This is a genomic window from Halomonas sp. A29 (assembly GCF_046723295.1).
Classification (GTDB): domain Bacteria; phylum Pseudomonadota; class Gammaproteobacteria; order Pseudomonadales; family Halomonadaceae; genus Halomonas.
In genome coordinates this window covers 33,479-57,057 of the sequence record NZ_JAXQPR010000016.1, presented here as the reverse complement: position 1 = coordinate 57,057, position 23,579 = coordinate 33,479, and the positions used below count along the sequence as shown (strand labels likewise).

Genomic DNA, 23,579 nt, shown 5'->3' with positions numbered 1-23,579 from the left:
GCGATCAGCGGTTCCTGACCATCCTCAGCGTCACCGAGTAGCGGTAGTCTCGCTCCATCGTCCCGAAGGAGCTGGGGCTCGCGTGTGGGGTGGTCACCCGCAGGTACCAAGTGCCCGGCTCCAGTTGACGCTCGATCCGGAAGTTACCGTTGAGACCGCTGACCCAGTCGCGCTCCACCACCCGACCGTTGGCATCGAGCAGTTGCCCGGCCGGCTCCACCAGCCCCGTATCCCCAGGGAAGGTGTGGCTCTCCAGCACCACACGGGCGGGCGCGTCCAGGGTGAAGGTGAAATAGCGGTGCCCTGCCGACATGACCTCGTAGGATCGACCGGGCACCAGCTCGGTGGCGCTATCCAGTGGGTCCCATGTTCCGGCACAGCCGGTCAATGACAGCAGCAGCATCAATGAGAGAGAGGACACGAAGCGTTTCATGACAGACTCCTTTCCGCATAAGCCAACCCTTACATACTCAGCCTAACCCCAACAGGCGCTCTGCGCCCAGCCAGATCAGGCGCAGCGCCAGCAGCGTCAGCACCCACTTGAACAGGAAGTCGAAGCGGTGGTCGGTGACCCGGTGCAACAGGCGCAGGCCCAGCCAGGTACCGATGAAGCCCGCCGCCACCATGACCAGCATCAGCCCCAGCCAGTCGCGAAAGACGAAACCGGCAAAACCGAAGATGAACGCCTTGGTGGCATGCTGCAGCGTCATGCAGGTAGCGAAGGTGGCCACCCGCGGCAACCGCTCGCTCATGCTTAGCTTGATGAACGATGCCACCATGGGGCCGCTGGCTCCCACCAAACTGGAGAGCAGCGTGGTGACCGCACCGGCGATCACGGTGCCGATGCGCCCCACCGCCCGCTGGGGCAGGCCCGGCCCCCAGCAGGAGTAGAGCACGAAGGCGGCGATGCACAGTTCCAGCACGCCGTAGGGCAGGCGGATCAACAGCCAGGCCGCCACCAGGGCACCGACGACGACCCCGGGCAGGAAAGCGGCGACGATGTCGCGGCGGATGTGGCGCCAAGTCATCACCGCGCGGCCGCCGTTGGAGCCGAGCTGCACCATGCCGTGCACCGGGATCAGCGCCGTGGCCGGCATCACCTGGGCCATGGCAATGATCAGTAGCGTGCCCCCGCCGATGCCCGCCGCCGCCGAGAGCGCCGAAGTCACTACCGAGAGCAGCACCAGCACCAGGTTGACCCCGGCCGACAGCGGCGAGAGCAGCTCCAGCATCAGGCCGGACGCCTCACGACAGCCTGCCCTCCTCGACGCCGTGACACGCCACCTCGCTGCCGTCGCTGCGCGCGATCAGCTTCGGCACCTCCGCCTTGCAGCGCTCATTGGCATGAGGGCAGCGCGGGTGGAAGGCGCAGCCCGAGGGCGGGTGCACAGGGTTGGGCACCTCGCCCTGGATCACCGTGCGCTCCTTGCCTACCCCCTCGAGCGACGGCACCGCGGCCAGCAGCATCTTCGAGTAGGGATGGTGCGGGTTCTCGAAGAGCTGGTCGGCCGGGGCGATCTCGGCGATGCGCCCCAGGTACATCACCGCGATGCGGTCCGACATGTGCTTGACCACCGCCATGTCGTGGCTGATGAAGAGATAGGTCAGCCCGTACTCGTCCTGCAGGTCGCGCATCAGGTTGAGGATCTGCGCCTGTACCGAGACGTCCAGTGCCGAGGTGGGCTCGTCGCAGATCATGAACTCCGGCTCGTTGGCCAGTGCCCGCGCGATGGAGATACGCTGACGCTGGCCGCCGGAGAACTCGTGCGGGTAGCGGTTGCCGTCGGCCGCCGACATGCCCACCTGCTCGAGCAGCTCACCCACCCGGCGGCGACGGTCGGTGCTGCTCATCTCGGGGCGAAAGAAGCGCAGCGGTTCGCCGATGATGGTGCCCACCCGCCACAGCGGGTTGAGGCTGGCGTAGGGGTCCTGGAAGATCATCTGGAAGCGCTTGCGCACGCTGGCCGCCTGGCGTCCGGTACGGCTCGCCAGGTTGCTGATGTCTTCGCCGTCGAACACCAGCTTGCCGCGGGTGAGGCCATAGAGCCCCACCACCAGCCGAGCCACCGTGGACTTGCCGCAGCCGGATTCGCCCACCAGCGAGAGCGTCTCGCCGCGGCGGATGGAGAAGCCCACGCCGTCTACCGCCTTGAGCGTGAGCCGCTCGCTGCGCTCGATCACGCGGTTGAGCCAAGGCTTGGAAACGTCGAAGTAGCGCGCCAGGTCGTGCGCTTCCAGCAGGATATCGCCCTGCCCGGCAGTGGCCGGGCCGGTCTTTTTCAGGGCCGTATCAGCGCACATGGCTCACCTCCTGTCCCTCTATGTCTTGCCTTGGCGGCAGCGGATCGACGGGATCGTGCAGCCAGCAAGCCGCACGGCTGCCTCCGGCCGGCAGCAGGTCCGGCCTTTCATCACGACAGCGCTGCTGAGCATGAGGGCAGCGCGGGTTGAAGGCACAGCCCGAGGGAATCGCCGCCAGCCGCGGCATCGCGCCTTCGATCTGGTAGAGCCGCTCGAGTTTCTTCGTGATCCCCGGAATCGAAGCCATCAGGCCCTTGGTATAGGGGTGCTGCGGATTGCGCACCACCTCGTTGACCGGGCCGATCTCGATCAGCCTGCCGGCGTACATAACTGCCACCCGATCGGCGGTCTCGGCGATCACCCCCATATCGTGGGTCACCAGCATCACCGCGGTGCCGTTGTCGGCACACAGGCGCTTGAGCAGGGCCAGTATCTGCGCCTGCACCGAGACGTCCAGCGCCGTGGTGGGCTCATCGGCGATGATGAACTCGGGCCGCGCGGCGAGTGCCAGGGCGATCACCACGCGCTGGCGCATACCGCCGGAGAACTGGTGCGGGTAGCTGTCGAGGCGGTTCTCCGGGGCTGGAATGCCCACCTCGCGCAGCAGCTTGAGCGCCTCCTCGCGGGCCTCGCGCTCGTTCATCGGCAGATGCGCGCGGATCGTCTCGATCAGCTGGTCACCAATCGAGAACAGCGGGTTGAGGCTGGTCAACGGGTCCTGGAAGATCATGCCGATATGGCGGCCACGCAACGGCACGAAGCGCTCTTCCGGCAGGTCGTCGATGCGCTTGCCCGAGAGGTGCACCTCCCCCGCGGCGATGCGTCCGGGCGGTTCCAGCAGTTGAATCACGGCGTTGCCGGTCATCGACTTGCCGGCACCGGACTCGCCCACCACACCCAGCACCTCGCCAGGGGCGATATCGAAGGAGACGTCGTCCAACGCCACCAGGGTGCCATGGCGGGTGGGGAATTCCACTCGCAGGTGGCGCACGGAGAGCACGGGTTCCTGTGCCGCGGCTGTGGACTCATGGCCGACACCGTCGTTAACGGAGCCCTTGTTATCGGAGCTCTTGTTATCGGAGCTTGGGGTTGAGGACATCACGCAACCAGTCTCCCAGTAGATTGACGGAGAGCGCCAGTATCAGCAGCGCCACCCCGGGGAAGAGCAGGATCCACCACTCTCCCGAGAACATGTAGTCCTGGCCCACCCGGATAAGGGTGCCCAGGCTCGGCTGGGTGGCCGGCATGCCGACACCCAGGAACGACAGCGTGGCCTCGGCGATGATGGCGAGAGCCAGGCCGATGGTGCCGATGACGAGCACCGGTCGCAGCACGTTGGGCAGGATGTGCTGGAACAGGATCTTGCCTGCCGGCAGGCCGATCACCCGCGCTGCCTGCACGTACTCCTTGCTCTTTTCCACCATGGTGGCACCGCGCACCGCACGGGCGTACTGCACCCAGTCGGAGAGGCCGATGGCGATGATCAACACGATGATGGCCACCTCGGCGTGCATCGAGCGCGGCAGGAAGCCGCGAATCACGCCGAAGATCAGCAGCGCCATCAGGATCGACGGGAACGTCAGCTGCACGTCGGCGATACGCATGATCAGCGCGTCGCGCCAGCCGCCGCGGAAGCCCGCCAGCAGGCCCAGGGCGGTGCCCATCACCAGAGCGAAGATCACCGCGGCGAAGCCCACCAGCAGCGAGATGCGCGAGCCGTAGAGAATCGCCGAGAAGACGTCGCGGCCCTGGCTGTCGCTGCCCAGCAAATAGAAGTTGCCGGTAAAGTCCGAGGTCGTCATCGGCGGCGTGAAGGCGTCGATCAACTCGAGCTGACGCGGATCGAAGGGATTCTGCGGCGCAATCCACGGGGCGAACAGCGCTGCGGCGAACATGATCAGCGTGACCAGGGTGGCGATGATCACCACCGGCTGACGCTTCCACGAGTAGACGATGTCGCTCTCGAGGAAGGTGCGCCACCTGCTCGGCTTGGGCGGCACCACGGGCGCGGTGCTCTCCCGGGTCTGAATATCCTGGCTCATTTGCCACCTCCCTGCGCGCGCAGCCGCGGGTCGACGGCATAGTAGAGCAGATCCACCACCAGGTTGATGACCACGAACACCAGCGCAATCATCATCAGGTAGGCGGCCATCACCGGCACGTCGACGAAGCGCACCGCGGTGATGAACAGCGCTCCGACGCCGGGCCACTGGAACACCGTCTCGGTGATGATGGCGAAGGCGATGATGGTGCCGAGCTGCAGACCGATGATGGTGATGACCGGGATCATGGTGTTCTTCAGCGCATGGCGCAGGTGCACCACCCGCTTCGACAGCCCCCGCGCCCGGGCGAACTTGATGTAGTCGGTGCTCAGTACCTCCAGCATCTCGGCGCGCACCAGGCGCATGATCAGCGTGAGTTGGAACAGCCCCAGGGTAATGGCCGGCAATATCAGCGAACGCAGTCCACTGGTCGTCAGCAGGCCGGTGGTCCACCAGTTGCCGATGCGTACTGTCTCGCCGCGTCCGAATGCCGGCAGCACGCCCAGCTCCACGGCAAACAGATAGATCAGCAGCACCCCGATCAGGAAGGTGGGCAGCGACACGCCAATCAGCGAGGCGGTCATGATGAAATTGGCCAGCCAACTGCGCCGGCGCAGGGCGGTATAGATGCCCAGCACAATGCCCATGACCACTGCGAAGATCGCCGAGATGATGGCCAGCTCCAGGGTAGCGGGCAGCCGCTCCATGATCAGGGCGGTCACCGGGCGGGCCGAACGATAGGAGATGCCGAACTCGAACTGGGCGGCATTGACGATGAAATTCCAGAACTGCACCACCACCGGCTGGTCGAGACCCAACTGGGCCCGCAGCGCGGCGCGATCGGCCTCGGTGGCCTCCTGCCCGAGCATGTTGAGCACCGGGTCGCCGACGTAGTGGAACAGCGAGAAGGAAATGAGCGCGACCACGAACATCACGAAGATGGCCTGCAGCACGCGCTGGATCAGAAACGCTAGCATGGGATCACCAAATAACGACGATACCCCCGACCACTTGTGGCAGCCGGGGGTAGAGCCTCAAGACGCTTAGTTGTTGAAACGCAGATACTTGAAGTGCGGCGTATTCTCGCTCTGCACCTTGAAATCGATGTTGTCACGCATCGACCAAGTCAGCATCTGGTGGTGAATCGGGATATAGATGATCTCGTCGTGCACGATCTGCCACGCCTCGGCGATCATCTCGTTGCGCGCATCCTCGTCCGTCTCCTGGCCCATGGCCACGATCAGCTCGTCCACCCGCTCGTCGGAGAAGCCGGTGAAGTTCCAGGTACCGTGATTGCCGTCCCTGGTGTGGTAGAGGTAATTGAAGACGTACTCCGAATCCATGGTGGGCACGCCCCAGCCCAGCAGGTAGAAGTCATACTCACCGCGCGGCAGTTCGGCGAAGTGCAGCGAACGGGTCTGGGCCACCAGGTCTACGGTGATACCGATACGCGCCAGCATGGTGACCACCGCCTGGCAGATCTGCTCGTCGTTGACGTAGCGGTCGTTGGGGCAGTGCAGGGTGACGCGGAAACCGTCGCCATAGCCGGCCTCCTCCATCAATTCACGGGCCCGATCGACGTCGGCCGGCAGCACCTCGTCCATCTCCTCGCTGTAGCCGTTGACGAAGGGCGGCGCGATCATGCCGGCGGGCTGGGAGTTGCCGCGCATTACCGCACGCTGGATGGTGTTGGCGTCCACCGCCAGGTTGATCGCCTCGCGCACGCGGCGGTCAGCGAAAGGGTTGTCGTCGGTATCGGCGGTGCGCAGCTGGGCCGAGGCCATGTCCATGCCGAGGAAGATGGTGCGGTTCTCGGCGCCCTGCTCGTTCTTGATGCCGTCGGCGTTGGCCAGGCGCTCGATGTCCTGGACCGGGGTCTCCTGCAAGAAATCGACCTCACCGGAGAGCAGCGCCGCCACGCGGGTGGAGGCCGACTCGATGGGAGTGAACACCAGGCGGGAGATCTCCATAGGGTAATGGTCGATGCCCCAGTAATCGTCGTTGCGCACGAACACGGTCCGCACGTCGGGCTCGCGGCTTTCGACGCGGAACGGGCCAGTGCCGTTGGCATTACGCACGGCGTAGGTTTCCTCGCCGGCAGAATAGTTCTGCGCCTCTTCCACCCCGTGCTCCTCCGCCCACTCGCGGCTCATGATGAACAGGTTGGTGAAGTTGTTCGGCAGCAGCGGGTTGGGCTCGTGGGTCTCGATCTCGACGGTGTAGTCGTCGACGGCACGCACCTCGGAAATCGAGGTGAGCAGGCCGCGCATGTCGGCCGGCTCGCGGCGCGCACGGTCGATGGAGAAGGCGACATCGTCGGCGGTCAGCGACTGGCCTTCGTGGAAGGTCACCCCCTCACGGATCTTGAACACCCATACGGTAGGCTCGTCTTCCTTCACGTGCCATTCGGTGGCCAGGCCCGGCTGGTACTCGACGTCCATGTCCTGGTAGACGAGGGTATCGAAGATCTGGTGGTTGACGGAGTGTGTCGGCCCCTCGTTCTGGGAGTGGGGGTCCATGGTCAGGCTGTCCGCGGAGCGGGTCCAGCGCAGGGTTTCGGCATTCGCGGCGGTGGCCAGCATGGCGCCGATCACGGCGGTGGCCAGAAGGGTCTTCTTGGGTAGCATCTTGTTATGTCCTCAATCAAGCGTTTGATGGGCATTCGCCCTGGAGAGGTTTCTCCCATACCTTAGCCAAGAAAGCCAGAATTACCTCAGGAATGCTTTTCAGCGCTATTTCGACTATTGGCAGTTGCATTTATGGTATCGAGACCGATTTTTGGGAAACCGCTCGGCCGGTTTCGTTTCGTCGACAATAGACGCAAATACCGAATCAAGGGGAAAGACGCCCATGACACTGCTGACGACCCGGGTCGCCCCGGAGTGGGTCGACTACAACGGCCATATGAACGATGCCGAATACGCCAGGGTCTTCTCGCTGGCGGTGGATACGCTGATGGAGCGAATCGGGCTCGATGCGGACGGCCGCAAGCAGTTGAGCCATACCCTCTTCACCCTGGAGACCCATCTCTGCTACCGGCGCGAGGCCCACCAGGGGCAGGCGCTGGCCGTCGAGGTGCTGCTGCTCGACCGCGACGCCAAGCGGCTGCATGTCTTCTTCACGATGCGCGATGAGGCCGGCGAGCTACTCGCCACCAGCGAGCAGATGCTGATGGGCATCGATACGCAAGGCCATCGCCCTGCCCCATTCCCGCCTGCCGTGGTCGAGGCCATCGACGCCCTACCGCACGCAGAAGAAGGCGACTGGCCCCAGGCTGCCGGCCGGCGTATCGGTATTCCGCGCTCCCTACCGTGAGCCGCTTGCTGCGCGGTGAGCCGCATCGAGCCCGCGATGAATCGCCTGGCCGATGCCCTCGTCCATCATGGTTCTCAGTCCCTTGGCCGTGGTGCCGTTATAGGCAATCATCCGTTCCACCATGTCACCAGGGTCGGTGCCCAACTTCTCCAGCAGCAAGCTGCCACCCACCAGGGTCTGCATGACCGCCTCGCGGGCGATATCGTCGGAGAGCCCCATCTGCCTGGCGTGCTCCAGCATCGATTGGGCCAGCAACGCTGGGTAGGCGGGGCCGGCTCCGCTCAGGGCCGTCAGATAGTCGAGATCGAGCTCGGCGGAAAGCTCCCGGGCCGTGCCACAGCTTGCCAGCAACACCTGAACGAGCCGTTTTTCGGACTCGGTGACCTGCGGTGAGGCAAACCATGGAAAATAGGCCCGGCGGATCTCCGCCGCAGCGTTCGGCATGGCACGCACCACCCGGCGGCTGCCCACCTGACTTGCAACCTTCTGCAAGGAAGTCGTCGCCAACAGCGAAACAACCAGCTTGCCGTCCGCTTCTATATCGAGGCCGGCGAGATCCTCAGGGCGCACGGAAAGCACGATGACGTCCGCCAAGGTGACCAGTTCACGGCTGTCCTTGACGCAACGGACGTCGGGCCAGTCGCGGTAAGCCTGGTGGCTTCCGGAGCGCGAGGAGATGACCAATTGGCTGGCGGGCACGATACCCTGCTCCAGCAGAGCCATGCCGAGCGCACGCCCCATCCACCCCTGCCCGCCGATGATGCCGATCACGGCGTATTGCGACATGTTTCCATCTCCTCTTGTCAGGCCGACGCCTCGCCGTGGAGGGTCCTGACCAGCCTCGCATCGGAAAACTTTGCTATTTATGTACACTCTTGTACATTGAGATGACCATCATGTACATACATGGCTGACTTTGACGAACTCATAACAAGAGCGAGCCCCGATCATGGCCAACGACCCGCTGCTGCAGCCCTTCCAGCTCAAGCATCTCACGCTGAAGAACCGGCTGATGATGACGTCTCACGAGCCCGCCTACCCCGAGGATGGCATGCCCAAGGCGCTCTATCGCGAGTATCACGTCGAGCGGGCTCGGGCCGGCCTGGGCCTGACCATGACCGCCGGGTCGGCGGCGGTAGCCAAGGACAGCCCCCCGGTGTTCAACAACATTCTGGCCTACAAGGACGAGGTGGTGCCGTGGATGCGTGAGCTCACCGATGCTTGCCATGAGCACGGCACCGCGGTGATGATCCAACTGACGCATCTGGGCCGCCGCACCCGCTGGGACAAGGGCGACTGGCTGCCGGCGGTGTCAGCCTCGCATCGTCGTGAAGCCTCCCACCGCGCCTTTCCCAAGCAGGTCGAGGAGTGGGATATCGAGCGCCTGATCCGCGACTATGCCGATGCCGCCGAGCGCATGCACGCAGCCGGCCTCGACGGCATCGAGCTGCAGGCCTACGGCCACCTGATGGACCAGTTCTGGTCGCCGCTGACCAATACCCTCGAAGGGCCTTACGGGGGCGATCTCGACAACCGGCTGCGCTTCACCTTCGACGTGCTGCGGGCCATTCGCCGGCGGGTGGGCGAGGCGTTCATCGTCGGCGTGCGCTATACCGGCGACGAGATGTTGCCGGGCGGGCTGACGGCCAGCGACGGCATGGCGATCTCGCGGCGCCTGAAGGAGAGTGGCCTGGTCGATTTCCTCAACGTGGTGCGCGGGCATATCGATACCGACGCCGGGCTCACCGACGTGATCCCCATCCAGGGCATGCCCAGCGCCCCGCACCTGGACTTCGCCGGCGAGATCAAGCGCCAGGTGGACTTCCCCACCTTCCATGGGGCCAAGATCCAGGACGTGGCTACCGCCCGCCATGCCATCGCCTCGGGCAAGGTCGACATGATCGGCATGACCCGCGCCCACATGGCCGACCCGCACATCGTGCGCAAGATCATGGAAGGTCGCGAGGAGGAGATTCGCCCCTGCGTCGGCGCCAACTACTGCCTCGACCGCATCTACCAGGGTGGCGCCGCCTACTGTATCCACAACGCCGCTACCGGGCGCGAAACGACGATGCCCCACACCATTCCCACGGCCGCCCAGCAGCGCCGGGTGGTGATCGTCGGCGCTGGACCGGCGGGGCTCGAAGCCGCCCGCGTCGCCGGCGAACGAGGCCACCAGGTAGTGGTGCTGGAAGCCGCCAGCGATGCCGGCGGACAGGTGCGCCTCACGGCGCAGAGCGAGCGGCGCCGCGAGATGATGGGCATCATCGACTGGCGCCTGGAGCGCTGCGAGGCGCTCGGCGTCGAGATTCGCTACAACGTCTGGGCCGAGGTGGAGGACGTACTCGCCGAGCAGCCGGACGTAGTGATCGTGGCCACCGGTGGCTATCCCATGGAGGACCAGCCCGAGGTCGGGCACGAGCTGGTGGTCAACACCTGGGATATCCTCTCCGGGCACGTGGTGCCGGGAAGCCGGGTATTGTTGTTCGATGATGCGGGCGATCATGCCGCCATGCAGGCGGCGGAGATCATCGCCGCCACCGGGGCCGAACTCGTGATCATGACGCCGGATCGCAGCTTCTCGGCGGAGATCATGGCCATGAACCTCGTGCCCTACATGCGCGCCCTGCAGCGCCCCAACGTCACCTTCACCCCCACCTACCGACTGAAGTCCGTGCGGCGGGAAGGCGGCGAACTGCTCGCCACTATCACCAGCGACTATCTGGATCTCAACCACGAGCGGCGCATCGATCAGGTAGTGGTCAACTACGGCATCACACCGATGGCCGACGTCTATTTCGCCCTCAAGCCGCACTCGAGCAATGGCGGCGAGGTAGACTACGACGAGCTGATCGTCGGCCGGCCCCAGGCGATTGTCCGTAACCCGGACGGCAGCTTCCAGCTGTTCCGCATCGGCGACGCCGTCGAGTCGCGCAATACCCATGCGGCGATCTACGATGCACTGCGGCTGGTGAAGGATATCTAATGTATGGAGAGTGCCTCGATGCCCACCGCCCCCGACCGCGATACCAAATGGAAAGGCTCCCGCGAAGCCTGGCTCGACGCCGCCTTCGAGCTGCTGCTCGACTCCGGTGTGGATAGCGTGCGAATCCTGCCGCTGGCCAAGCGGCTCGACGTCTCGCGCACCAGCTTCTACTGGTTCTTCAAGGATCGCGAGGCGCTGCTGGAGGCCCTGGTCGAGCGCTGGCGGGAGAAGAATACCCAGGGCCTGGTGCGGCAGACCGAAGCCTACGCCGAGAGCATTACCGAGGCGATTCTCAACGTCTTCGACTGCTGGCTGGACCCGACGCTCTTCGATTCCCAACTGGAGTTTGCGATGCGCAGCTGGGCGCTGCAGTCGGACGAGGTGGCGAGGGCGATCGATGCCGCGGACGAAACGCGCATCGACGCGCTGACGCGGATGTTCGAGCGCTACGGCTTTGAGCCGCTGGCCGCCAACGTGCGCGGCCGCACCATCTACCTCACTCAGATCGGCTATATCTCGATGAAGACGCAGGAAGCGCTCGAGGTACGCATGCGGCGCATCCCCGCCTATGTCGAGATCTTCACCGGACAGGCGCCGCAGCCCCGCGAGCTGCAGCGCTTCCAGGCCCGGCATGCCTATACGCTGGCAGGCTCCCAAGCGGCGTCAGGCACTGCGGGTCACTGATCCAGCCTCCTCTCCAGCTCCGGCACCACCTCGAACAGGTCGCCGACGAGACCATAGTCGGCAACCTGGAAGATCGGCGCCTCCTCGTCCTTGTTGATCGCCACGATCACCTTGGAGTCCTTCATGCCGGCCAGGTGCTGGATCGCCCCGGAGATACCCACGGCGATGTAGAGCTCGGGGGCGACGATCTTGCCGGTCTGCCCCACCTGCATGTCGTTGGGCACGAAGCCGGCGTCCACCGCCGCGCGGGAGGCGCCGATGGCCGCCCCCAGCTTGTCGGCGATGCCGTCGAGCAGCTTGAAGTTCTCGCCGCTGCCCATGCCACGCCCACCGGAGATCACCACCTTGGCCGCGGCCAGCTCGGGCCGGTTGCTCTCGGCCAGCTCCTGCCTGATGAAGCGGGACTGGCTATTCTCGGCGATGAAATCCACCGCCTCGACGGCGGCGCTGCCCTGATCTTGTAGAGAGACGCCTACCGCGTTGAAGCCGGTGCTGCGCACGGTGATGACCTTGAGGCTGTCGGCGCTCTTGACCGTGGCGATGGCATTGCCGGCGTAGATGGGACGCTTGAAGGTGTCGGCGTCGACCACCTCGACGATCTCCGAGAGCTGGCTGACGTCCTTCAGCGCGGCGACCCGCGGCAGCACGTTCTTGCCGGTGGTGGAGGCGGCGGCGAGGATATGGGAATAGTCGCCGGCGAGCTCGACCAGCAGCGCGCCCATGGGCTCGGCCAGCTGGTGGGCATAGACGGCATGGTCGGCCACGCGGACCTTGCTCACGCCGTCGAGCTTGGCGGCGGCGTCGGCCACGGCGCCGACGTTCTCGCCCGCGACCAGGATGTCGACGTCACCACCGATGGTCTCTTTCACTTGCTGGGCCGCGGCGACCACGTGGGCGGTGGCGCCGGCGAGCTGGCCATCATGATGTTCGGCTAAAACCAGGATGCTCATGAAATCGGCTCCCTTCAAAGCGCTGTCTTAAAGAACTCGCTCAAAGTACTTTGGCTTCGTTCTTGAGTTTGCCCACGAGCTCGTCGACGGAGCCCACCTTGATGCCGCCCTTGCGCTCGGCCGGCGATTCGACCTTGAGCAGCGTGAGCTTGCTCGCCACCTCGACGCCGAGGTCGGCCGGCGACTTGACGTCCAGCGGCTTCTTCTTGGCCTTCATGATGTCGGGCAGCTTGGCGTAGCGCGGCTCGTTGAGGCGCAGGTCGGTGGTGACGATGGCCGGCAGGGTCAGTTCGACGGTCTGCAGGCCGCCGTCGATCTCACGGGTCACCTGCAGCTTGTCTCCGTCGACCACGACTTCCGAGGCGAAGGTGGCCTGGGGCAACCCGGTCAGCGCAGCCAGCATCTGGCCGGTCTGGTTGTTGTCGGTATCGATGGCCTGCTTGCCGAGGATGACCAGCCCGGGCTGCTCTTCCTCGACCACCTTGGCCAGCAGCTTGGCCACGACCAGCGATTCGAGGCGCTCGTCGGTTGCGGCTGACGTATCGATATGCACGGCACGGTCGGCGCCCAACGCCAGGGCGGTACGCAGCTGCTCCTGGGCGGCCTTGGGGCCGACGGTCACGGCAACCACCTCGGTGGCCACGCCGCGCTCCTTCAGCCGCACCGCCTCTTCCACGGCGATTTCGCAGAAGGGGTTCATGGCCATCTTGACGTTGGTGAGGTCGACGTCGGAGTGATCCGCCTTGACGCGGATCTTGACGTTGTAGTCGATGACGCGTTTGACCGCGACGAGGATCTTCATGGTTCTCTCCTGGCTGCCATTCACTTCTCGACGAAGGCCCGCTCGATCACGTAATCCCCCGGCTCGCCCTGCTGCGGGCTGGCCTCGAAACCCAGGTCGTCGAGCATGGCGGTAAGATCGGCGAGCATGCCGGGGCTGCCGCACAGCATCACCCGGTCGGTCTCGCGGTTGAGCTGCGGCAGGCCGATGTCGGAGCACAGCTTGCCGCTCTCGATCAGCGTGGTGATGCGCCCTTCGTTGCGGAACGGCTCGCGGGTCACCGTGGGGTAGTAGATCAGCTTGTCGCGGATCTCCTCGCCGAGAAATTCGTGCTCGGGAAGCTCCCGTGTGATGTGGTCGTGATAGGCCAGCTCGCTGACGTAGCGCACGCAATGCACCAGCACGACCTTGTCGAAGCGCTCGTAGACCTCCGGGTCCTTGATGATGCTCATGAACGGCGCCAGGCCAGTGCCGGTGCTGAGCAGGTAGAGATGCTTGGCCGGGGTCAGGTCATGGACCACCAGGGTACCCACCGGCTTGCGGCTGACCATGATCTGGTCGCCCTCCTTGAGGTGCTGCAGGCGCGAGGTGAGCGGGCCGTCGGGCACCTTGATGCTCAGGAACTCGAGGTAGTCGTCGTGGTTGGCGCTGACGATGCTGTAGGCACGCATCAGCGGCTTGCCCGCAACCTCGAGGCCGATCATCACGAAGTGGCCGTTCTCGAAGCGCAGCGCCTGGTCGCGGGTAGTGCGAAAGCTGAACAGGGTGTCGTTCCAGTGGTGAACGCTCAATACGTCGGCGGTTCCGATAGCAGCAGCCATGGGTTTTCCTCCAGTCGTCAGGCATCGCGAGCGATGCGGGGATAAAACGCTTGTCGTTGAGTTCAGGCCACCGGCAGCAGCGCCAGCAGACCCATGACCGTCAGTGCCAGCCCGGCGCTAAGGACGCAGAGCAGCGACAGTGGCCGCCACCCCTGGGTCAGCAGGTCGCGCACCGAGGTGCGCATGCCCAGTGCCGCAATGGTCACCAGCAGGCACCACTGAGAGGCACTTACCAGCAGTTCGCGTAGGCCCGGGGGCAGCAACCCCAGGCTGTTGGCAGCGAACAGCGCCACGAAGCCGAGCAGGAACCAGGGAAATTCGCCGCTGCCGCTCTCTCCTCGCCGAAGCAGCACGCCGAGCAGCAGCACCAGCGGTACGAGCAGGGCCACACGCAGCAGCTTGGTCAGCGTGGCCACGTCGCCGGCGGCGTCCGAGACGAGATAGCCCGCCCCGGCGGCCTGGGCCACGTCGTGGATGGTGGCACCGAGGAATAGGCCGCTGGCGATGTCGCCGTATCCGAGCAGCGCAGTAAGCGGCGGCAAACCCAGCATGGCGGCGGTGCCCAGCGCGGTGACGCACACCACAACACCGAGCAGGCGCCGCTCCTCCAAGCGCCCGGCCGGCAGCACGGCGGCCACCGCCACCGCCGCCGATACGCCGCAGATCGCTACCGCCGCGCCGGCTACCAGGCTGTGCAGCCTCGGTAGCCCCAGCCAGTGGCCCAGCCACAATGCCGCACCAATGGTCAGCGGTACGCTGACAAGCACCACCACCAGCGGCAGCCAGCCTACGGCCAGCAACTGGTCCAGGCCGATACGCGCGCCGAGCAGGGCCACCCCGACGCGCAGCACGCGGCGGGCGCAGAAGCCGACGCCCGCCTGCAGGCGCACCTCACCGGCCTGGCTGGCAAAGCCGAAGCCCAGCAGCAGCGCGAGCAGCAGTGCCGGGGCACCGTAATGCTCGGCCAGGAAGCTGCCGGCCAGCGCCAGCACCGTGCACAGCGCTACGCCGGGGTAGAAGCACTTGAGCCTTTCCCAGGAAGGCGCCAGGGCGAGAGGGAGCGGCGCGTTCATCACGGCGTCTCGCCCAGCTCGCGCAGGTAGGCCCAGGGGAAGACGCCGCGGCTGTGGCCGTCGGAGAAGAACAGCTGCAAGCCGCTGACGCCGAAGGGCTTGGCGTCGACCACGGTGATGTCGGCGTCGTACAGCGCCAGGCGGCCGCTGCGCTTGGCATGCAGGCAGCTGGAGCAGGCGCAGGCGGCCCGCAGCGCGAGGCAGGAGAGCGTGTCCGTGCGGCCATCCGGCCAGCGGATCTCCACCTCCCGCGTGCGACGGTTGAGGTGCAAGCCGTCGGGCGGGGCGATGGTATGGCGCAGATGTGCCGGTGTATTGGCGATGACGGTCATGGCAATCTCCGGTCAGATCGGTGGGTCTTGGGGCGGCTGGTCCCGTAGGCACAGCATCGGCACTTCCGGGAACGGGGCGGGCACGGCCACGTCGACCATCGGCCGGGCGCTGTCGCTGACGCTGGCACCCAGCACCACGGCCAGCAGCGCGAAGCGTGCACGGCAACTCGTCATGACAAGTTGGCGCATGCCTCAGCGCTCCAGGTACTGCAGCTTCTCGCCTTGGTCGACCCAGAGATCGGCCTCGCCCAGCGGCAGCCGGGTCTCGCTGATCACCGGCCACACCTGGGCGAGTTCGGCGTTGATCTCGAGGAAGTGCGCCTGGTCGGGCGGCAATTTGTCGTCGGCATAGATCGCATCCGCCGGGCACTCGGGAGCGCACAGCGAGCAGTCGATGCACTCCACCGGGTCGATGACGAGGAAGTTGGGCCCTTCGTGGAAGCAGTCCACCGGGCACACCTCGACGCAGTCGGTGTATTTGCAGCGGATGCAGTTTTCGGTGACGACGTAGGTCATGGTCGTATGCCTCTGCAAGGGTTCGTTCACAGAACCCGTCTACAAGCGAGCGCGACGCTTGTAGACGGGTTGCTAAGCCGCGTTGTCGAGCTGCGACAGCGCCCAGCGCGCCAGCTTGCGCACGTCCGGATCGGGGTCATCGAGAGCCAGCTCGATGAACGGGCGGCACTCCGGCTCGGCAATGGCGCCCAGCGCGCCGATGGCTGCCTTGCGCAAATTGCTCATCGGGTCCCGGGCGCATTCGCCCAGCGCCGGCACGGCCGCCACCACGCGCAGCTTGCCCATGGCCTCGGCGGCCTTCTCACGCACCTGCCAGATGGTGTCGCGGCTGGCAACGATCAGCGACTCGAGCCCGGCGCGATAGTCGAGCTTGCCGATGCCGATGGCGGCCTCGCAGCGCACCTGCCAGTGCGGATCGCCAAGGATCGCCACCAGCGGCGGCCCTACCCGCTCACGCGCGGCATAGACCAGGGCGCCAGCGGCGGCACGGCGCACCTCGGGATCGGCGTCACCCTTGGCGCGGTCGATCAGCGCCGGCAGGTTCTCCTCGGCCTTGAGCCAGCCGAGCACGCCCACCGCCTCGCGGCGCACACGGGCATCCTCATCGCTCAGGCGCTGCAGCGCCGGGGTCTGCGCTGCGGGCACACGCAGCGGCTTGAGCGCGCGCAGGATGCCGGCCACCACGAAGGGATCGTCGCTGCGCTCCAGTGCGGCGAGCAGCGGCGGTGCGACGCTGGGATCCTTGAGGTCGGCCAGGGCGTGGGCGGCGGCGTTGCGCACCACCTCGTCGCCATCGCTCAATGCCGCCAGCAGCGAGTCGGCGATATCCTCGGCGTCGAACTCATCGACCACCTTGGCCGCCTCCTGGCGCACCGCGGCGTCATCGTCCTTGAGTGCCTGGATCAGCAGCTCGGCGGCCTCGGGCTCGCCCGAATCGACCAGCGCCAGCACCGCTACGCGGCGAATGCCGGGGTCCGGGTCGGCGAGCTTCTCGGCAATCTCCTGCAGCTCGGGGTCGTCGTAATGCTTCATGGGGCGCACCTCAGCTGAGTAGATAGGGGATTTCGACCTTCACGGCATCCGTGGGGCAGTCGGCTTCGCAAGGCATGCAGTACCAGCACTCGTCGTAGCGCATGTGCGCCTTGCCGGTGTCAGGGTTGATCCACAGCACGTCGAGCGGGCAGACGTCGATGCACACGGTGCAGCCCTTGTCGGCGATGCACTTGTCCTCGTCGATGATCACCGGGACGCTGGTTCGTTGCGTTGCAGTCGGCATGATTTCTCTCCTCGATTCCTTGTTCGCGCGTCTTTCGTCGCTTACCTGGGGGATCAGGCGTTGGCGGCCTGCTGCACACGCAGCTTCTGGTAAGCGTCCTTCTCCTCGCCGAGTTCGACGAGATAAGGCGCCACCGGTCGCTTGCCGTGGGCCATGTTGCCGTTGTCGTCCTTGTACAGGCGGGTATGGCAGAACCAGTCGGCGTCGTTCTGTTCAGGGCAATCGACACGATAGTGGTAGAGCCCCCAGCGCGATTCGGTGCGATAGAGCGAGGCGCGGGCGGCCATCTCGGCGCAGTCGATGATCGACTGCACTTCCAGCGCGCGCAGCAGCTCGTGGGGGTCGGCGGCCGCGAGCCGGGGCAGGTCCTCGCGCACGGCGAGGATGCGCTGCAGGCCGATCTCCATCTTCTTGGTCACTTTGGGCGGCTGCAGGTAGTCGTTGACCAGGCGGCGCACCTTGTACTCCATCTGTGACGGCGGGATGCCATCGGCCACCTTGAGCGGCGCCTGGATGCGCGCGAGCTCGGCGGCGATGAAGGCCTCGTCGAGGGTTGGCATCTCGCTGCGCTCCTTGGCGAAGGCGGCTGCGCTCTCGCCGCAGATCTGGCCGTAGACGAAGGCACCGAGCATGTAGGAGTGGGCTACCGAGGCCATGTCACCGGCGCCATACAGGCCCGGCACGGTGGTGGCGCCGGTCTCGTCGACCCACACCCCCGAGGCGGAGTGGCCTGAGCAGAAGCCGACCTCGGAGATGTGCATCTCCACCATGTGCTGGCGATAGTCGGTCTCACGGCCGTCGTGGAAACGCCCGCGCGAGGGCCGCTCGTTGGTGTGCAGGACGGTCTCGATCTCCTGGATCGTTTCCTCGGCCAGGTGGTCGAGCTTGAGGAACACCGGGCCGTTGCCGCCCTCCAGCTCCTTGAAGAACTCCAGCATCATCTGGCCCGACCAGTAGTCGCACTCGATGAAGCGCTCGCCCCGGGAGTTGGCGGTGAAGCCGCCGAGCGGACCGGTGACGTAGGCGCAGGCGGGACCGTTGTAGTCCTTGAGCAGCGGGTTGATCTGGAAGCACTCGAGGTTCGCCAGGTCTGCCCCCACGTGGTAGGCCATGGCATGGCCGTCACCGTTGTTGGCCGGGTTCTCGTAGGTGCCGAACAGGTAGCCCGAGGTCGGCAGGCCGATGCGCCCGGCAGCGCCGGTGGCCATGATCACCGCCTTGGCGCGAATGATGATCGGCTCGGCGGTGCGTGTATTCACCCCAATCATGCCGGCGATACGCCCATCGGCGTCCTTGAGCAGGCGGGTAGCCTGGTAGCGGTTCTCTATCTGCACCCGGTTGCGGCGCAGGCGACGGTAGAGAATCTTCTTGACGTTGTGGCCCTCCGGCATCGGCAGCACATAGGTGCCGAGGTGGTGGACCTTCTTCATGTCGTAGTCGCCGGTCTCGTCCTTCTGGAAGTGCACGCCCCAGGAGTCGAGCTTCTCGATCATCGGGAAGGAGCGCTGGGCATAGGCCATCAGTGCGGGCTGGTGGACGATACCGTCGTTGGCGATGGTGATCTCCTTGACGTACTGCTCGGGCGTCGAGTGGCCGGGCACGATGGCGTTGTTGAGCCCATCCATGCCCATGGAAATGGCCCCGCTGCGCTTGACGTTGGCCTTCTCCAGCAGCATCACCTTGAGGCTCGGGTCCTGCTCCTTGGCGGTCACGGCCGCCATGGGGCCGGCGGTACCACCGCCGATGACCAGCACGTCGGTGTCGATGACGGGAATGTCGCTTGCGTTCATGATTCCTCCGATTTCCGATCCACTCGGAATTGGTATTTGAAGGCGTCCCCGCGGAAGCAGAGGTACTCGAAGTCGACCGGCCGACCCGCCCGGTCGTAGGTCAGCCGCTCGACCCGCAGAATGGGCTCGCCCATCCCGAGGTTGAGGTGTTGCCGGGTCTCCTCGTCGCAGAGGGTGGAATCGATGGCGATGTTCGCCGCGCCCAGCGGGATGGCGAAGCGGTTCTCCAGCATCGGGAAGATGTCGCCGGATAGGTCCTGACCGAACAGCCGCCGGCCGATGTCCATGGGGAAGTAGCTGCTCTCCAGCGAGACCGGCTCGCGGTTGAGGTAGCGCACCCGCTTGACCTCCACCACGGCGTCCCCGGAGCGCAGCCCGAGTGCGGCGGCCACCGCCTTGCCCGGCTTGCACTCCTGGATCGACAGCAGCCGAGCGGTGGCTTCATAGCCTTGCGCCGCCATTGCCTCGCCGAAGCCCTGCAGGCGCTGCACGTTCTGCACCGCCTTGGGCTTGCTGACAAAGGTGCCCTTGCCCTGGGCAGAAAACACCAGCCCCTCGTTGTGCAGGTCGCGCAGGGCCTGGCGAATGGTGATGCGGCTCACGCCAAAGCTCTTCATCAGCGCGTTTTCCGACGGCAGCCGCTCATGGGGCGAGTAGCCGCCCTCGAGGATGTTGCGACGCAGGGTGTCGCGGATCTGCACGTAGAGCGGCTGCGGCGAGTCGCCCGGCTGCAGCTTGAGTTCCTGGCTCTTCATGGTCGTCACCTCTTGTCATGACATGTCATGTCGACTCGAAGCCGCACGGTCATGCCGGGTATCGGTTCAGCCCGCCTGGTTCTGCTGCTCGAAGGCATGCAGGGTCTGCTCGCGGATCAGGGCCAGACACTCGCGCTTGAGCGCCATGAACTCGGGCGCGGTCAGCAGCTCCTGGGTGCGCGGACGCGCCAGCCGCACGGGGATATCGGCGATGATTCGTCCCGGACTTGCGCTCATGACCACGATGCGGTCGGAGAGGAACACCGCCTCGTCGATGTCGTGGGTGACGAACAGCACCGTGTTCTTGAACTCGCTCCAGATCTCGAGCAGGTTCTCCTGCATCATGCTGCGGGTCTGGGCGTCCAGGGCGCCGAAGGGCTCGTCCATCAGCAGTACGCTGGGGTAGTTGGCCAGCGCCCGGGCGATGCCCACGCGCTGCTGCATGCCGCCGGAGAGCGTGGTGGGATAGGCGTTGGCGTAGCGCGACAACCCCACCAGCGAAAGGAAGGTGCTGGCCACGCTGTCGGCCTCCCGCGAGCCCACGCCCGCCATCAGCGGGCCGAAGGCGACGTTCTGCTTCACCGTCTTCCACGGGAACAGCGAGTGCTGCTGGAACACCATGCCGCGGTCGGGGCCGGGCTTGTTCACCGCCAGGCCATCGAGCAGCACCTCGCCCCGGGTCGGCTCGACGAAGCCGGCCACGCTGTTCATCAGGGTCGACTTGCCGCAGCCGGAGGGGCCCAGCAGCGAGACGAACTCACCCGGCTGGATCTCGAGGCTGGCGTCTTCCACCGCGCGGTGGGGGCCGCTGGCGGTGGCGAAGACGATGTCGAGGCCACGCACGCTGATCCGGCCCTTCCCCCCTGCCGTACGTGGGCGATAGCTGTGGGGATGATCGACGACGGGCGCGCGGTTGAGTCGGGTCGTGGTCGTCATGACTTGGCCCCCTCGATCTGCCAGCGCAGCAGCGGCGCGCAGGCCTTGCGAACCAGCAGAGTGCACAGCGAGCCCAGCCCACCGATAACCAGCATGCCGATGATGATCTTGGGGTACTCGACCAGGGTGTAGGCCGACCAGGTGAAGTAGCCGATGCCGTACTGGCCGCTGATGATCTCGCCGGCCAGCAGCGAGAACCACGCCACGCCCATACCGATGGCGAGCCCCGCGACGATGCTCGGCAGCGCGCCGGGCAGCACCACGTGCCAAAGGATGGCGGTGTTGTTCGCGCCCAGGCTGCGCGCCGCACGAACCAACACCTTGGGGGTCTGCTCGACGCCGTGCACGGTGTTGATCACGATGGGGAACAGCGCCCCGAGGAAGGTGATGAAGACGATGCTCGACTGTTCGCTGGGCATCATCAGGATCGCCAGCGGGATCCAGGCCACCGCCGGGATCGGCCGCAGGATCTCGATGTAGGGCAGGATCACGTCCTCGGCGAAGCGCGAGCGCCCCATCATCACCCCCAGTACCACCCCGATCACCACAGCCAGGCCATAGGCGATGGCGATGCGTTGCATGCTGTGCAGGATATGCAGGTAGAACTGCTGGCTCGAGGCCTGGGCCAGGAACTCCGCCCCCACCACCAGCGGCCCGGGCACGTTGTCGAAGCGCACGAAGAATTCGAAGCCATAGGTCGAGGCGAGATGCCAGCCCAGCGCCGCCGCCAGCAGGGCGCCGGTACGTACCAGGTAGCGGTCCGAGTTCCCGGGCAGCAGGCGCCGAGGTGCACCGTGGCTCACCCGGGAGGGAACGGCTACGGCAGCGCTGCTCTTGACCTTTGGTCGCTCGACGGCTTCGAGTGGGCCGGACAGGACGGCCTCGGACAGCGGAGGGCGAGGACTAGGGTTCAAGCTCATGAGGTCACCTCTCGTCACGGAAGCGCTGTCTGTGCAACGCTGTGGGTAGTGAAACCGGCGCTTGTTGTGTCGTTGTTGCCGGCAGTCTTGTTATGGGAAGCGCTGTCGAAATCGAAGCTTGTACTATCAGGTCATGTCATTTACCCAGTAAGTTGCATCAGCCGTGCCAACCTTCCTCGGTCTTTTTTCAAGACTTTAATCCAGAAGGATATTTTTTATTTCCCAATATACCGGGAATGAATTCTTTCGTATTAATCGGCGCTCCCGCATGGTGCATATCGTCATTGAACGGCATCACACTGAAGCACTTTCATGCTCATAAATCCGGAGCATCTATAACAAGTAGTACAAGTCATTAGCAGGCGAAGGCGAGCAAGGAGCGGGAAAGCAAAACAAGAAATAAATAAAAAGAGGCGCGATAAATACCGCGCCCCTCGATATTGCAAGCCAGATGAATGCGAAGACTTGTCTCACTTCATGGCAAGCGCTTCTTCTTCGGAAGCGGCCAAGGCAATTAGCTTGCCACCGTTGTCGGCAATGAACGCTTCGGAGTCGGCGCGCTTCATGAAGGCCGCCACTTCGCCATCGGGAGTTTCGGTAAGAAATGCCGCCTTGCCGAACATCTTGATGCCGCTCAACTGGTCATAGACGTAGGTGGCGTATATCTCCCGGCCTTCAGCACTGGCGTCTCGAAAGGCCGCTATCATCTCGGCCACACTGTCGTACCCGACGATACCATTGTCGGCAAACCACACCTGGGCCGGCTCGAGCTCGGGGTTTGAGGCGATGGGGACGACCATCCGCTCCAGGTCGGCGGCATAATCCAGCCCGGAGGCGGCATAGGCACGGTTAAGGTAGCTGTCGTCGATCCAGGCCTCGAAATCGAGATCGGGTATGTTGCGTTCGTCCTGCAGCAGAGCATGGTCGTACTTCAAAGCTTCGACCCACTCGGGCTTGATGGTGGCGTCCAGGGTGCTGATGCCCCCTTCTCCCAAATAAAGATAGAGCACCTCCTTGGCCACCCCGGTCCACTCGCTCAGTTGGGTGGCAGCACGCATCGGGTCTTCCTCGATCCACTGCTGCGCCTCCAGCGTGGCCTGCAGCACAGCGTCGACTACCTCGGGATAGCGGTCGGCGAAGTCCTTGCGCACCACGATGCCATGGAAGGTCGGCACGCCCGCCTCGCTGCCGTCGAAGATCTTGCGCCCGGTACCACGGAACTCCATCACCTCCGACCATGGGCCGAAGTCGGCATGGGCATCGATGCGGTTACCGGCGATGTTGGCGACACCGACGGGCGGGCTCTGGTCGACGATGTCTATCTTGCCGTCCAGCTCCGCATCGCGCAGCGCCTTGAGGGTCATGCCCCAGGCGGCGCTGCCCACCGGGGTGGAGATGCGTTTGCCGGCCAGTTCTGCCAGGGAGTAAACGTCGGAAGCCACCGGCACTACGATGCCGTTGCCGGTCCCCTGCCGGTTGTAGCCGGTCACGGCGATGAGACGGGTCTCGTTACGGCCGGTGGCCTGAAAACTGGCACCGTTAACGATCAGCGGGAAATCGCCCATCACACCGAACTCCAGGTTGCCCGCCATCATCTGGTTGGTGATGGGCGGTCCCGAGTCGTAGTCGCGAAAGACGATCTCGTATTCGGCGTCTGCATAGTCGCCTTCCGTCGGTAGATACTTCTCGATGAGGCCAAGCTTTTCCAACACGATACCGCCCGCCACGGTATTGGTGACCATGCTCTGGTGGCCTATGCCGATGGAGATTCGCTCCGCCAGGGCGTGGCCACTCACAAGAAGCAGTGAGCCCAATAAACAAAGGACTATAGATCGGTTCCGGTTCTTCATGTCCAGTCACCTCGGTCAGGGTGGGTTGTACTTGTACTATCCGGTCATTACCTTCACCCATTGATTTGCAGAGCGCGTGCCATCCTGCACGGCTTTCCGTCCATCTGCATGATTCGAATAAGGGAAAGGGCAGCCCGAATTGGATAAACCACTCGACCGCCAGCCGCCTCATTGCGCACGCATAGTGCGTAACAAGGGGCTTTCGGCATCATCATGGCGCAGCCAATTCAGCCTTGAGCAAGACAACTAGA

Annotated in this window: 25 protein-coding genes; 3 read left to right on the top strand and 22 right to left on the bottom strand. The window is 65.0% G+C overall.

The genetic code is table 11. The features are described 5' to 3' along the window. Positions 1-4: 4 nt before the first annotated feature. The 7 genes from SPH52_RS21520 to SPH52_RS21490 all read right to left on the bottom strand — a co-directional run bounded on the left by SPH52_RS21520 (position 5) and on the right by SPH52_RS21490 (position 6,970). Positions 5-433: a PPC domain-containing protein gene (locus SPH52_RS21520; protein WP_411797097.1), complete on the bottom strand. Its 429-nt coding sequence runs from the start codon at positions 431-433 to the stop codon at positions 5-7. A gap of 37 nt (positions 434-470) precedes the next feature. Beyond that, positions 471-1,232 (bottom strand): sulfite exporter TauE/SafE family protein, encoded by a 762-nt coding sequence (locus SPH52_RS21515; protein ID WP_411797096.1) that lies wholly within the window; start codon positions 1,230-1,232, stop codon positions 471-473. 13 nt (positions 1,233-1,245) lie between these two features. Further along, a complete protein-coding gene (locus SPH52_RS21510) occupies positions 1,246-2,301 on the bottom strand; it encodes an ABC transporter ATP-binding protein (RefSeq protein WP_411797095.1) in 1,056 nt (351 codons plus the stop codon). Next, positions 2,291-3,400 carry an ABC transporter ATP-binding protein gene (locus SPH52_RS21505; RefSeq protein ID WP_411797094.1) on the bottom strand — a complete coding sequence of 370 codons (1,110 nt, stop codon included), beginning with the start codon at positions 3,398-3,400 and terminating at the stop codon, positions 2,291-2,293. The genes SPH52_RS21510 and SPH52_RS21505 overlap by 11 nt, the downstream gene beginning before the upstream one ends. Next, positions 3,375-4,343, bottom strand: a complete 969-nt coding sequence (locus tag SPH52_RS21500) for an ABC transporter permease (protein ID WP_411797092.1) — start codon at positions 4,341-4,343, stop codon at positions 3,375-3,377. The genes SPH52_RS21505 and SPH52_RS21500 overlap by 26 nt, the downstream gene beginning before the upstream one ends. Then, entirely contained in the window at positions 4,340-5,320 is a 981-nt protein-coding gene (locus SPH52_RS21495; RefSeq protein ID WP_411797091.1) for an ABC transporter permease, read from the bottom strand. The genes SPH52_RS21500 and SPH52_RS21495 overlap by 4 nt, the downstream gene beginning before the upstream one ends. 66 nt (positions 5,321-5,386) lie before the next feature. Continuing rightward, positions 5,387-6,970: an ABC transporter substrate-binding protein gene (locus SPH52_RS21490; protein ID WP_411797090.1), complete on the bottom strand. Its 1,584-nt coding sequence runs from the start codon at positions 6,968-6,970 to the stop codon at positions 5,387-5,389. Positions 6,971-7,193: 223 nt separating this feature from the next. On the opposite strand from SPH52_RS21490, the gene SPH52_RS21485 reads away from it, so the two are divergent. Next, positions 7,194-7,658 (top strand): thioesterase family protein, encoded by a 465-nt coding sequence (locus SPH52_RS21485; RefSeq protein WP_411797089.1) that lies wholly within the window; start codon positions 7,194-7,196, stop codon positions 7,656-7,658. On the opposite strand, the gene SPH52_RS21480 is transcribed toward SPH52_RS21485, so the two are convergent. Further along, positions 7,650-8,444, bottom strand: a complete 795-nt coding sequence (locus SPH52_RS21480) for a pyrroline-5-carboxylate reductase family protein (RefSeq protein WP_411797088.1) — start codon at positions 8,442-8,444, stop codon at positions 7,650-7,652. The genes SPH52_RS21485 and SPH52_RS21480 overlap by 9 nt on opposite strands. Positions 8,445-8,607: 163 nt before the next feature. Between SPH52_RS21480 and SPH52_RS21475 the strand changes: the two genes are divergently transcribed. Together SPH52_RS21475 and SPH52_RS21470 are read left to right on the top strand one after the other, a co-directional pair. Beyond that, positions 8,608-10,644: an FAD-dependent oxidoreductase gene (locus SPH52_RS21475; protein WP_411797087.1), complete on the top strand. Its 2,037-nt coding sequence runs from the start codon at positions 8,608-8,610 to the stop codon at positions 10,642-10,644. An 18-nt stretch (positions 10,645-10,662) separates the two neighbouring features. Continuing rightward, complete coding sequence (locus SPH52_RS21470; RefSeq protein ID WP_411797086.1) at positions 10,663-11,328, top strand: TetR/AcrR family transcriptional regulator; 666 nt, start codon at positions 10,663-10,665, stop codon at positions 11,326-11,328. On the opposite strand, the gene SPH52_RS21465 is transcribed toward SPH52_RS21470, so the two are convergent. The 14 genes from SPH52_RS21465 to SPH52_RS21400 form a co-directional block, all read right to left on the bottom strand. Next, on the bottom strand, positions 11,322-12,278 hold the full coding sequence (locus SPH52_RS21465; RefSeq protein WP_411797085.1) for an electron transfer flavoprotein subunit alpha/FixB family protein: 957 nt from the start codon (positions 12,276-12,278) through the stop codon (positions 11,322-11,324). The genes SPH52_RS21470 and SPH52_RS21465 overlap by 7 nt on opposite strands. A gap of 40 nt (positions 12,279-12,318) precedes the next feature. After that, positions 12,319-13,080: an electron transfer flavoprotein subunit beta/FixA family protein gene (locus tag SPH52_RS21460; protein ID WP_411797084.1), complete on the bottom strand. Its 762-nt coding sequence runs from the start codon at positions 13,078-13,080 to the stop codon at positions 12,319-12,321. Positions 13,081-13,100: 20 nt separating this feature from the next. After that, entirely contained in the window at positions 13,101-13,880 is a 780-nt protein-coding gene (locus SPH52_RS21455; RefSeq protein ID WP_411797083.1) for a ferredoxin--NADP reductase, read from the bottom strand. 62 nt (positions 13,881-13,942) lie between these two features. Further along, complete coding sequence (locus SPH52_RS21450; protein WP_411797082.1) at positions 13,943-14,953, bottom strand: YeiH family protein; 1,011 nt, start codon at positions 14,951-14,953, stop codon at positions 13,943-13,945. Further along, positions 14,953-15,285, bottom strand: a complete 333-nt coding sequence (locus SPH52_RS21445; RefSeq protein WP_411797081.1) for a DUF971 domain-containing protein — start codon at positions 15,283-15,285, stop codon at positions 14,953-14,955. The genes SPH52_RS21450 and SPH52_RS21445 overlap by 1 nt, the downstream gene beginning before the upstream one ends. A 12-nt stretch (positions 15,286-15,297) precedes the next feature. Continuing rightward, a complete protein-coding gene (locus SPH52_RS21440; protein ID WP_411797080.1) occupies positions 15,298-15,474 on the bottom strand; it encodes a hypothetical protein in 177 nt (58 codons plus the stop codon). Positions 15,475-15,477: 3 nt separating this feature from the next. Further along, positions 15,478-15,801 (bottom strand): ferredoxin FdxA, encoded by a 324-nt coding sequence (gene fdxA, locus SPH52_RS21435; protein WP_411797079.1) that lies wholly within the window; start codon positions 15,799-15,801, stop codon positions 15,478-15,480. A 72-nt stretch (positions 15,802-15,873) separates the two neighbouring features. After that, entirely contained in the window at positions 15,874-16,833 is a 960-nt protein-coding gene (locus SPH52_RS21430) for a HEAT repeat domain-containing protein (RefSeq protein ID WP_411797078.1), read from the bottom strand. A gap of 10 nt (positions 16,834-16,843) precedes the next feature. Beyond that, positions 16,844-17,077, bottom strand: coding sequence for a ferredoxin family protein (locus SPH52_RS21425; RefSeq protein WP_411797077.1), 234 nt, complete (start codon positions 17,075-17,077; stop codon positions 16,844-16,846). Between the two features lie 53 nt (positions 17,078-17,130). Further along, entirely contained in the window at positions 17,131-18,867 is a 1,737-nt protein-coding gene (locus SPH52_RS21420) for a fumarate reductase/succinate dehydrogenase flavoprotein subunit (RefSeq protein ID WP_411797076.1), read from the bottom strand. Further along, the gene (locus tag SPH52_RS21415; protein WP_411797075.1) at positions 18,864-19,622 is read right to left on the bottom strand and encodes a GntR family transcriptional regulator; all 759 of its coding nucleotides are present in this window, start codon (positions 19,620-19,622) and stop codon (positions 18,864-18,866) included. Before SPH52_RS21415 ends, SPH52_RS21420 begins: the two co-directional genes overlap by 4 nt. 66 nt (positions 19,623-19,688) lie before the next feature. Continuing rightward, entirely contained in the window at positions 19,689-20,558 is an 870-nt protein-coding gene (locus SPH52_RS21410; protein ID WP_411797074.1) for an ABC transporter ATP-binding protein, read from the bottom strand. After that, positions 20,555-21,478 (bottom strand): ABC transporter permease, encoded by a 924-nt coding sequence (locus tag SPH52_RS21405; protein WP_411797073.1) that lies wholly within the window; start codon positions 21,476-21,478, stop codon positions 20,555-20,557. The genes SPH52_RS21410 and SPH52_RS21405 overlap by 4 nt, the downstream gene beginning before the upstream one ends. A 470-nt stretch (positions 21,479-21,948) precedes the next feature. Continuing rightward, entirely contained in the window at positions 21,949-23,274 is a 1,326-nt protein-coding gene (locus tag SPH52_RS21400; RefSeq protein WP_411797072.1) for an ABC transporter substrate-binding protein, read from the bottom strand. Positions 23,275-23,579: the final 305 nt, after the last annotated feature.

What these genes read in the sequence shown, in the direction of transcription:
- SPH52_RS21445 (WP_411797081.1), bottom strand. Translation starts at nt 15,285, where the DNA reads ATGACCGTCATCGCCAATACACCGGCACATCTGCGCCATACCATCGCC.
- SPH52_RS21415 (WP_411797075.1), bottom strand. Translation starts at nt 19,622, where the DNA reads ATGAAGAGCCAGGAACTCAAGCTGCAGCCGGGCGACTCGCCGCAGCCG.
- SPH52_RS21470 (WP_411797086.1), top strand. Translation starts at nt 10,663, where the DNA reads ATGCCCACCGCCCCCGACCGCGATACCAAATGGAAAGGCTCCCGCGAA.
- SPH52_RS21410 (WP_411797074.1), bottom strand. Translation starts at nt 20,558, where the DNA reads ATGACGACCACGACCCGACTCAACCGCGCGCCCGTCGTCGATCATCCC.
- fdxA (WP_411797079.1), bottom strand. Translation starts at nt 15,801, where the DNA reads ATGACCTACGTCGTCACCGAAAACTGCATCCGCTGCAAATACACCGAC.
- SPH52_RS21510 (WP_411797095.1), bottom strand. Translation starts at nt 2,301, where the DNA reads ATGTGCGCTGATACGGCCCTGAAAAAGACCGGCCCGGCCACTGCCGGG.
- SPH52_RS21440 (WP_411797080.1), bottom strand. Translation starts at nt 15,474, where the DNA reads ATGCGCCAACTTGTCATGACGAGTTGCCGTGCACGCTTCGCGCTGCTG.
- SPH52_RS21490 (WP_411797090.1), bottom strand. Translation starts at nt 6,970, where the DNA reads ATGCTACCCAAGAAGACCCTTCTGGCCACCGCCGTGATCGGCGCCATG.
- SPH52_RS21405 (WP_411797073.1), bottom strand. Translation starts at nt 21,478, where the DNA reads ATGAGCTTGAACCCTAGTCCTCGCCCTCCGCTGTCCGAGGCCGTCCTG.
- SPH52_RS21505 (WP_411797094.1), bottom strand. Translation starts at nt 3,400, where the DNA reads ATGTCCTCAACCCCAAGCTCCGATAACAAGAGCTCCGATAACAAGGGC.
- SPH52_RS21480 (WP_411797088.1), bottom strand. Translation starts at nt 8,444, where the DNA reads ATGTCGCAATACGCCGTGATCGGCATCATCGGCGGGCAGGGGTGGATG.
- SPH52_RS21485 (WP_411797089.1), top strand. Translation starts at nt 7,194, where the DNA reads ATGACACTGCTGACGACCCGGGTCGCCCCGGAGTGGGTCGACTACAAC.
- SPH52_RS21460 (WP_411797084.1), bottom strand. Translation starts at nt 13,080, where the DNA reads ATGAAGATCCTCGTCGCGGTCAAACGCGTCATCGACTACAACGTCAAG.
- SPH52_RS21495 (WP_411797091.1), bottom strand. Translation starts at nt 5,320, where the DNA reads ATGCTAGCGTTTCTGATCCAGCGCGTGCTGCAGGCCATCTTCGTGATG.
- SPH52_RS21420 (WP_411797076.1), bottom strand. Translation starts at nt 18,867, where the DNA reads ATGAACGCAAGCGACATTCCCGTCATCGACACCGACGTGCTGGTCATC.
- SPH52_RS21430 (WP_411797078.1), bottom strand. Translation starts at nt 16,833, where the DNA reads ATGAAGCATTACGACGACCCCGAGCTGCAGGAGATTGCCGAGAAGCTC.
- SPH52_RS21450 (WP_411797082.1), bottom strand. Translation starts at nt 14,953, where the DNA reads ATGAACGCGCCGCTCCCTCTCGCCCTGGCGCCTTCCTGGGAAAGGCTC.
- SPH52_RS21515 (WP_411797096.1), bottom strand. Translation starts at nt 1,232, where the DNA reads ATGCTGGAGCTGCTCTCGCCGCTGTCGGCCGGGGTCAACCTGGTGCTG.
- SPH52_RS21455 (WP_411797083.1), bottom strand. Translation starts at nt 13,880, where the DNA reads ATGGCTGCTGCTATCGGAACCGCCGACGTATTGAGCGTTCACCACTGG.
- SPH52_RS21465 (WP_411797085.1), bottom strand. Translation starts at nt 12,278, where the DNA reads ATGAGCATCCTGGTTTTAGCCGAACATCATGATGGCCAGCTCGCCGGC.
- SPH52_RS21475 (WP_411797087.1), top strand. Translation starts at nt 8,608, where the DNA reads ATGGCCAACGACCCGCTGCTGCAGCCCTTCCAGCTCAAGCATCTCACG.
- SPH52_RS21520 (WP_411797097.1), bottom strand. Translation starts at nt 433, where the DNA reads ATGAAACGCTTCGTGTCCTCTCTCTCATTGATGCTGCTGCTGTCATTG.
- SPH52_RS21500 (WP_411797092.1), bottom strand. Translation starts at nt 4,343, where the DNA reads ATGAGCCAGGATATTCAGACCCGGGAGAGCACCGCGCCCGTGGTGCCG.
- SPH52_RS21425 (WP_411797077.1), bottom strand. Translation starts at nt 17,077, where the DNA reads ATGCCGACTGCAACGCAACGAACCAGCGTCCCGGTGATCATCGACGAG.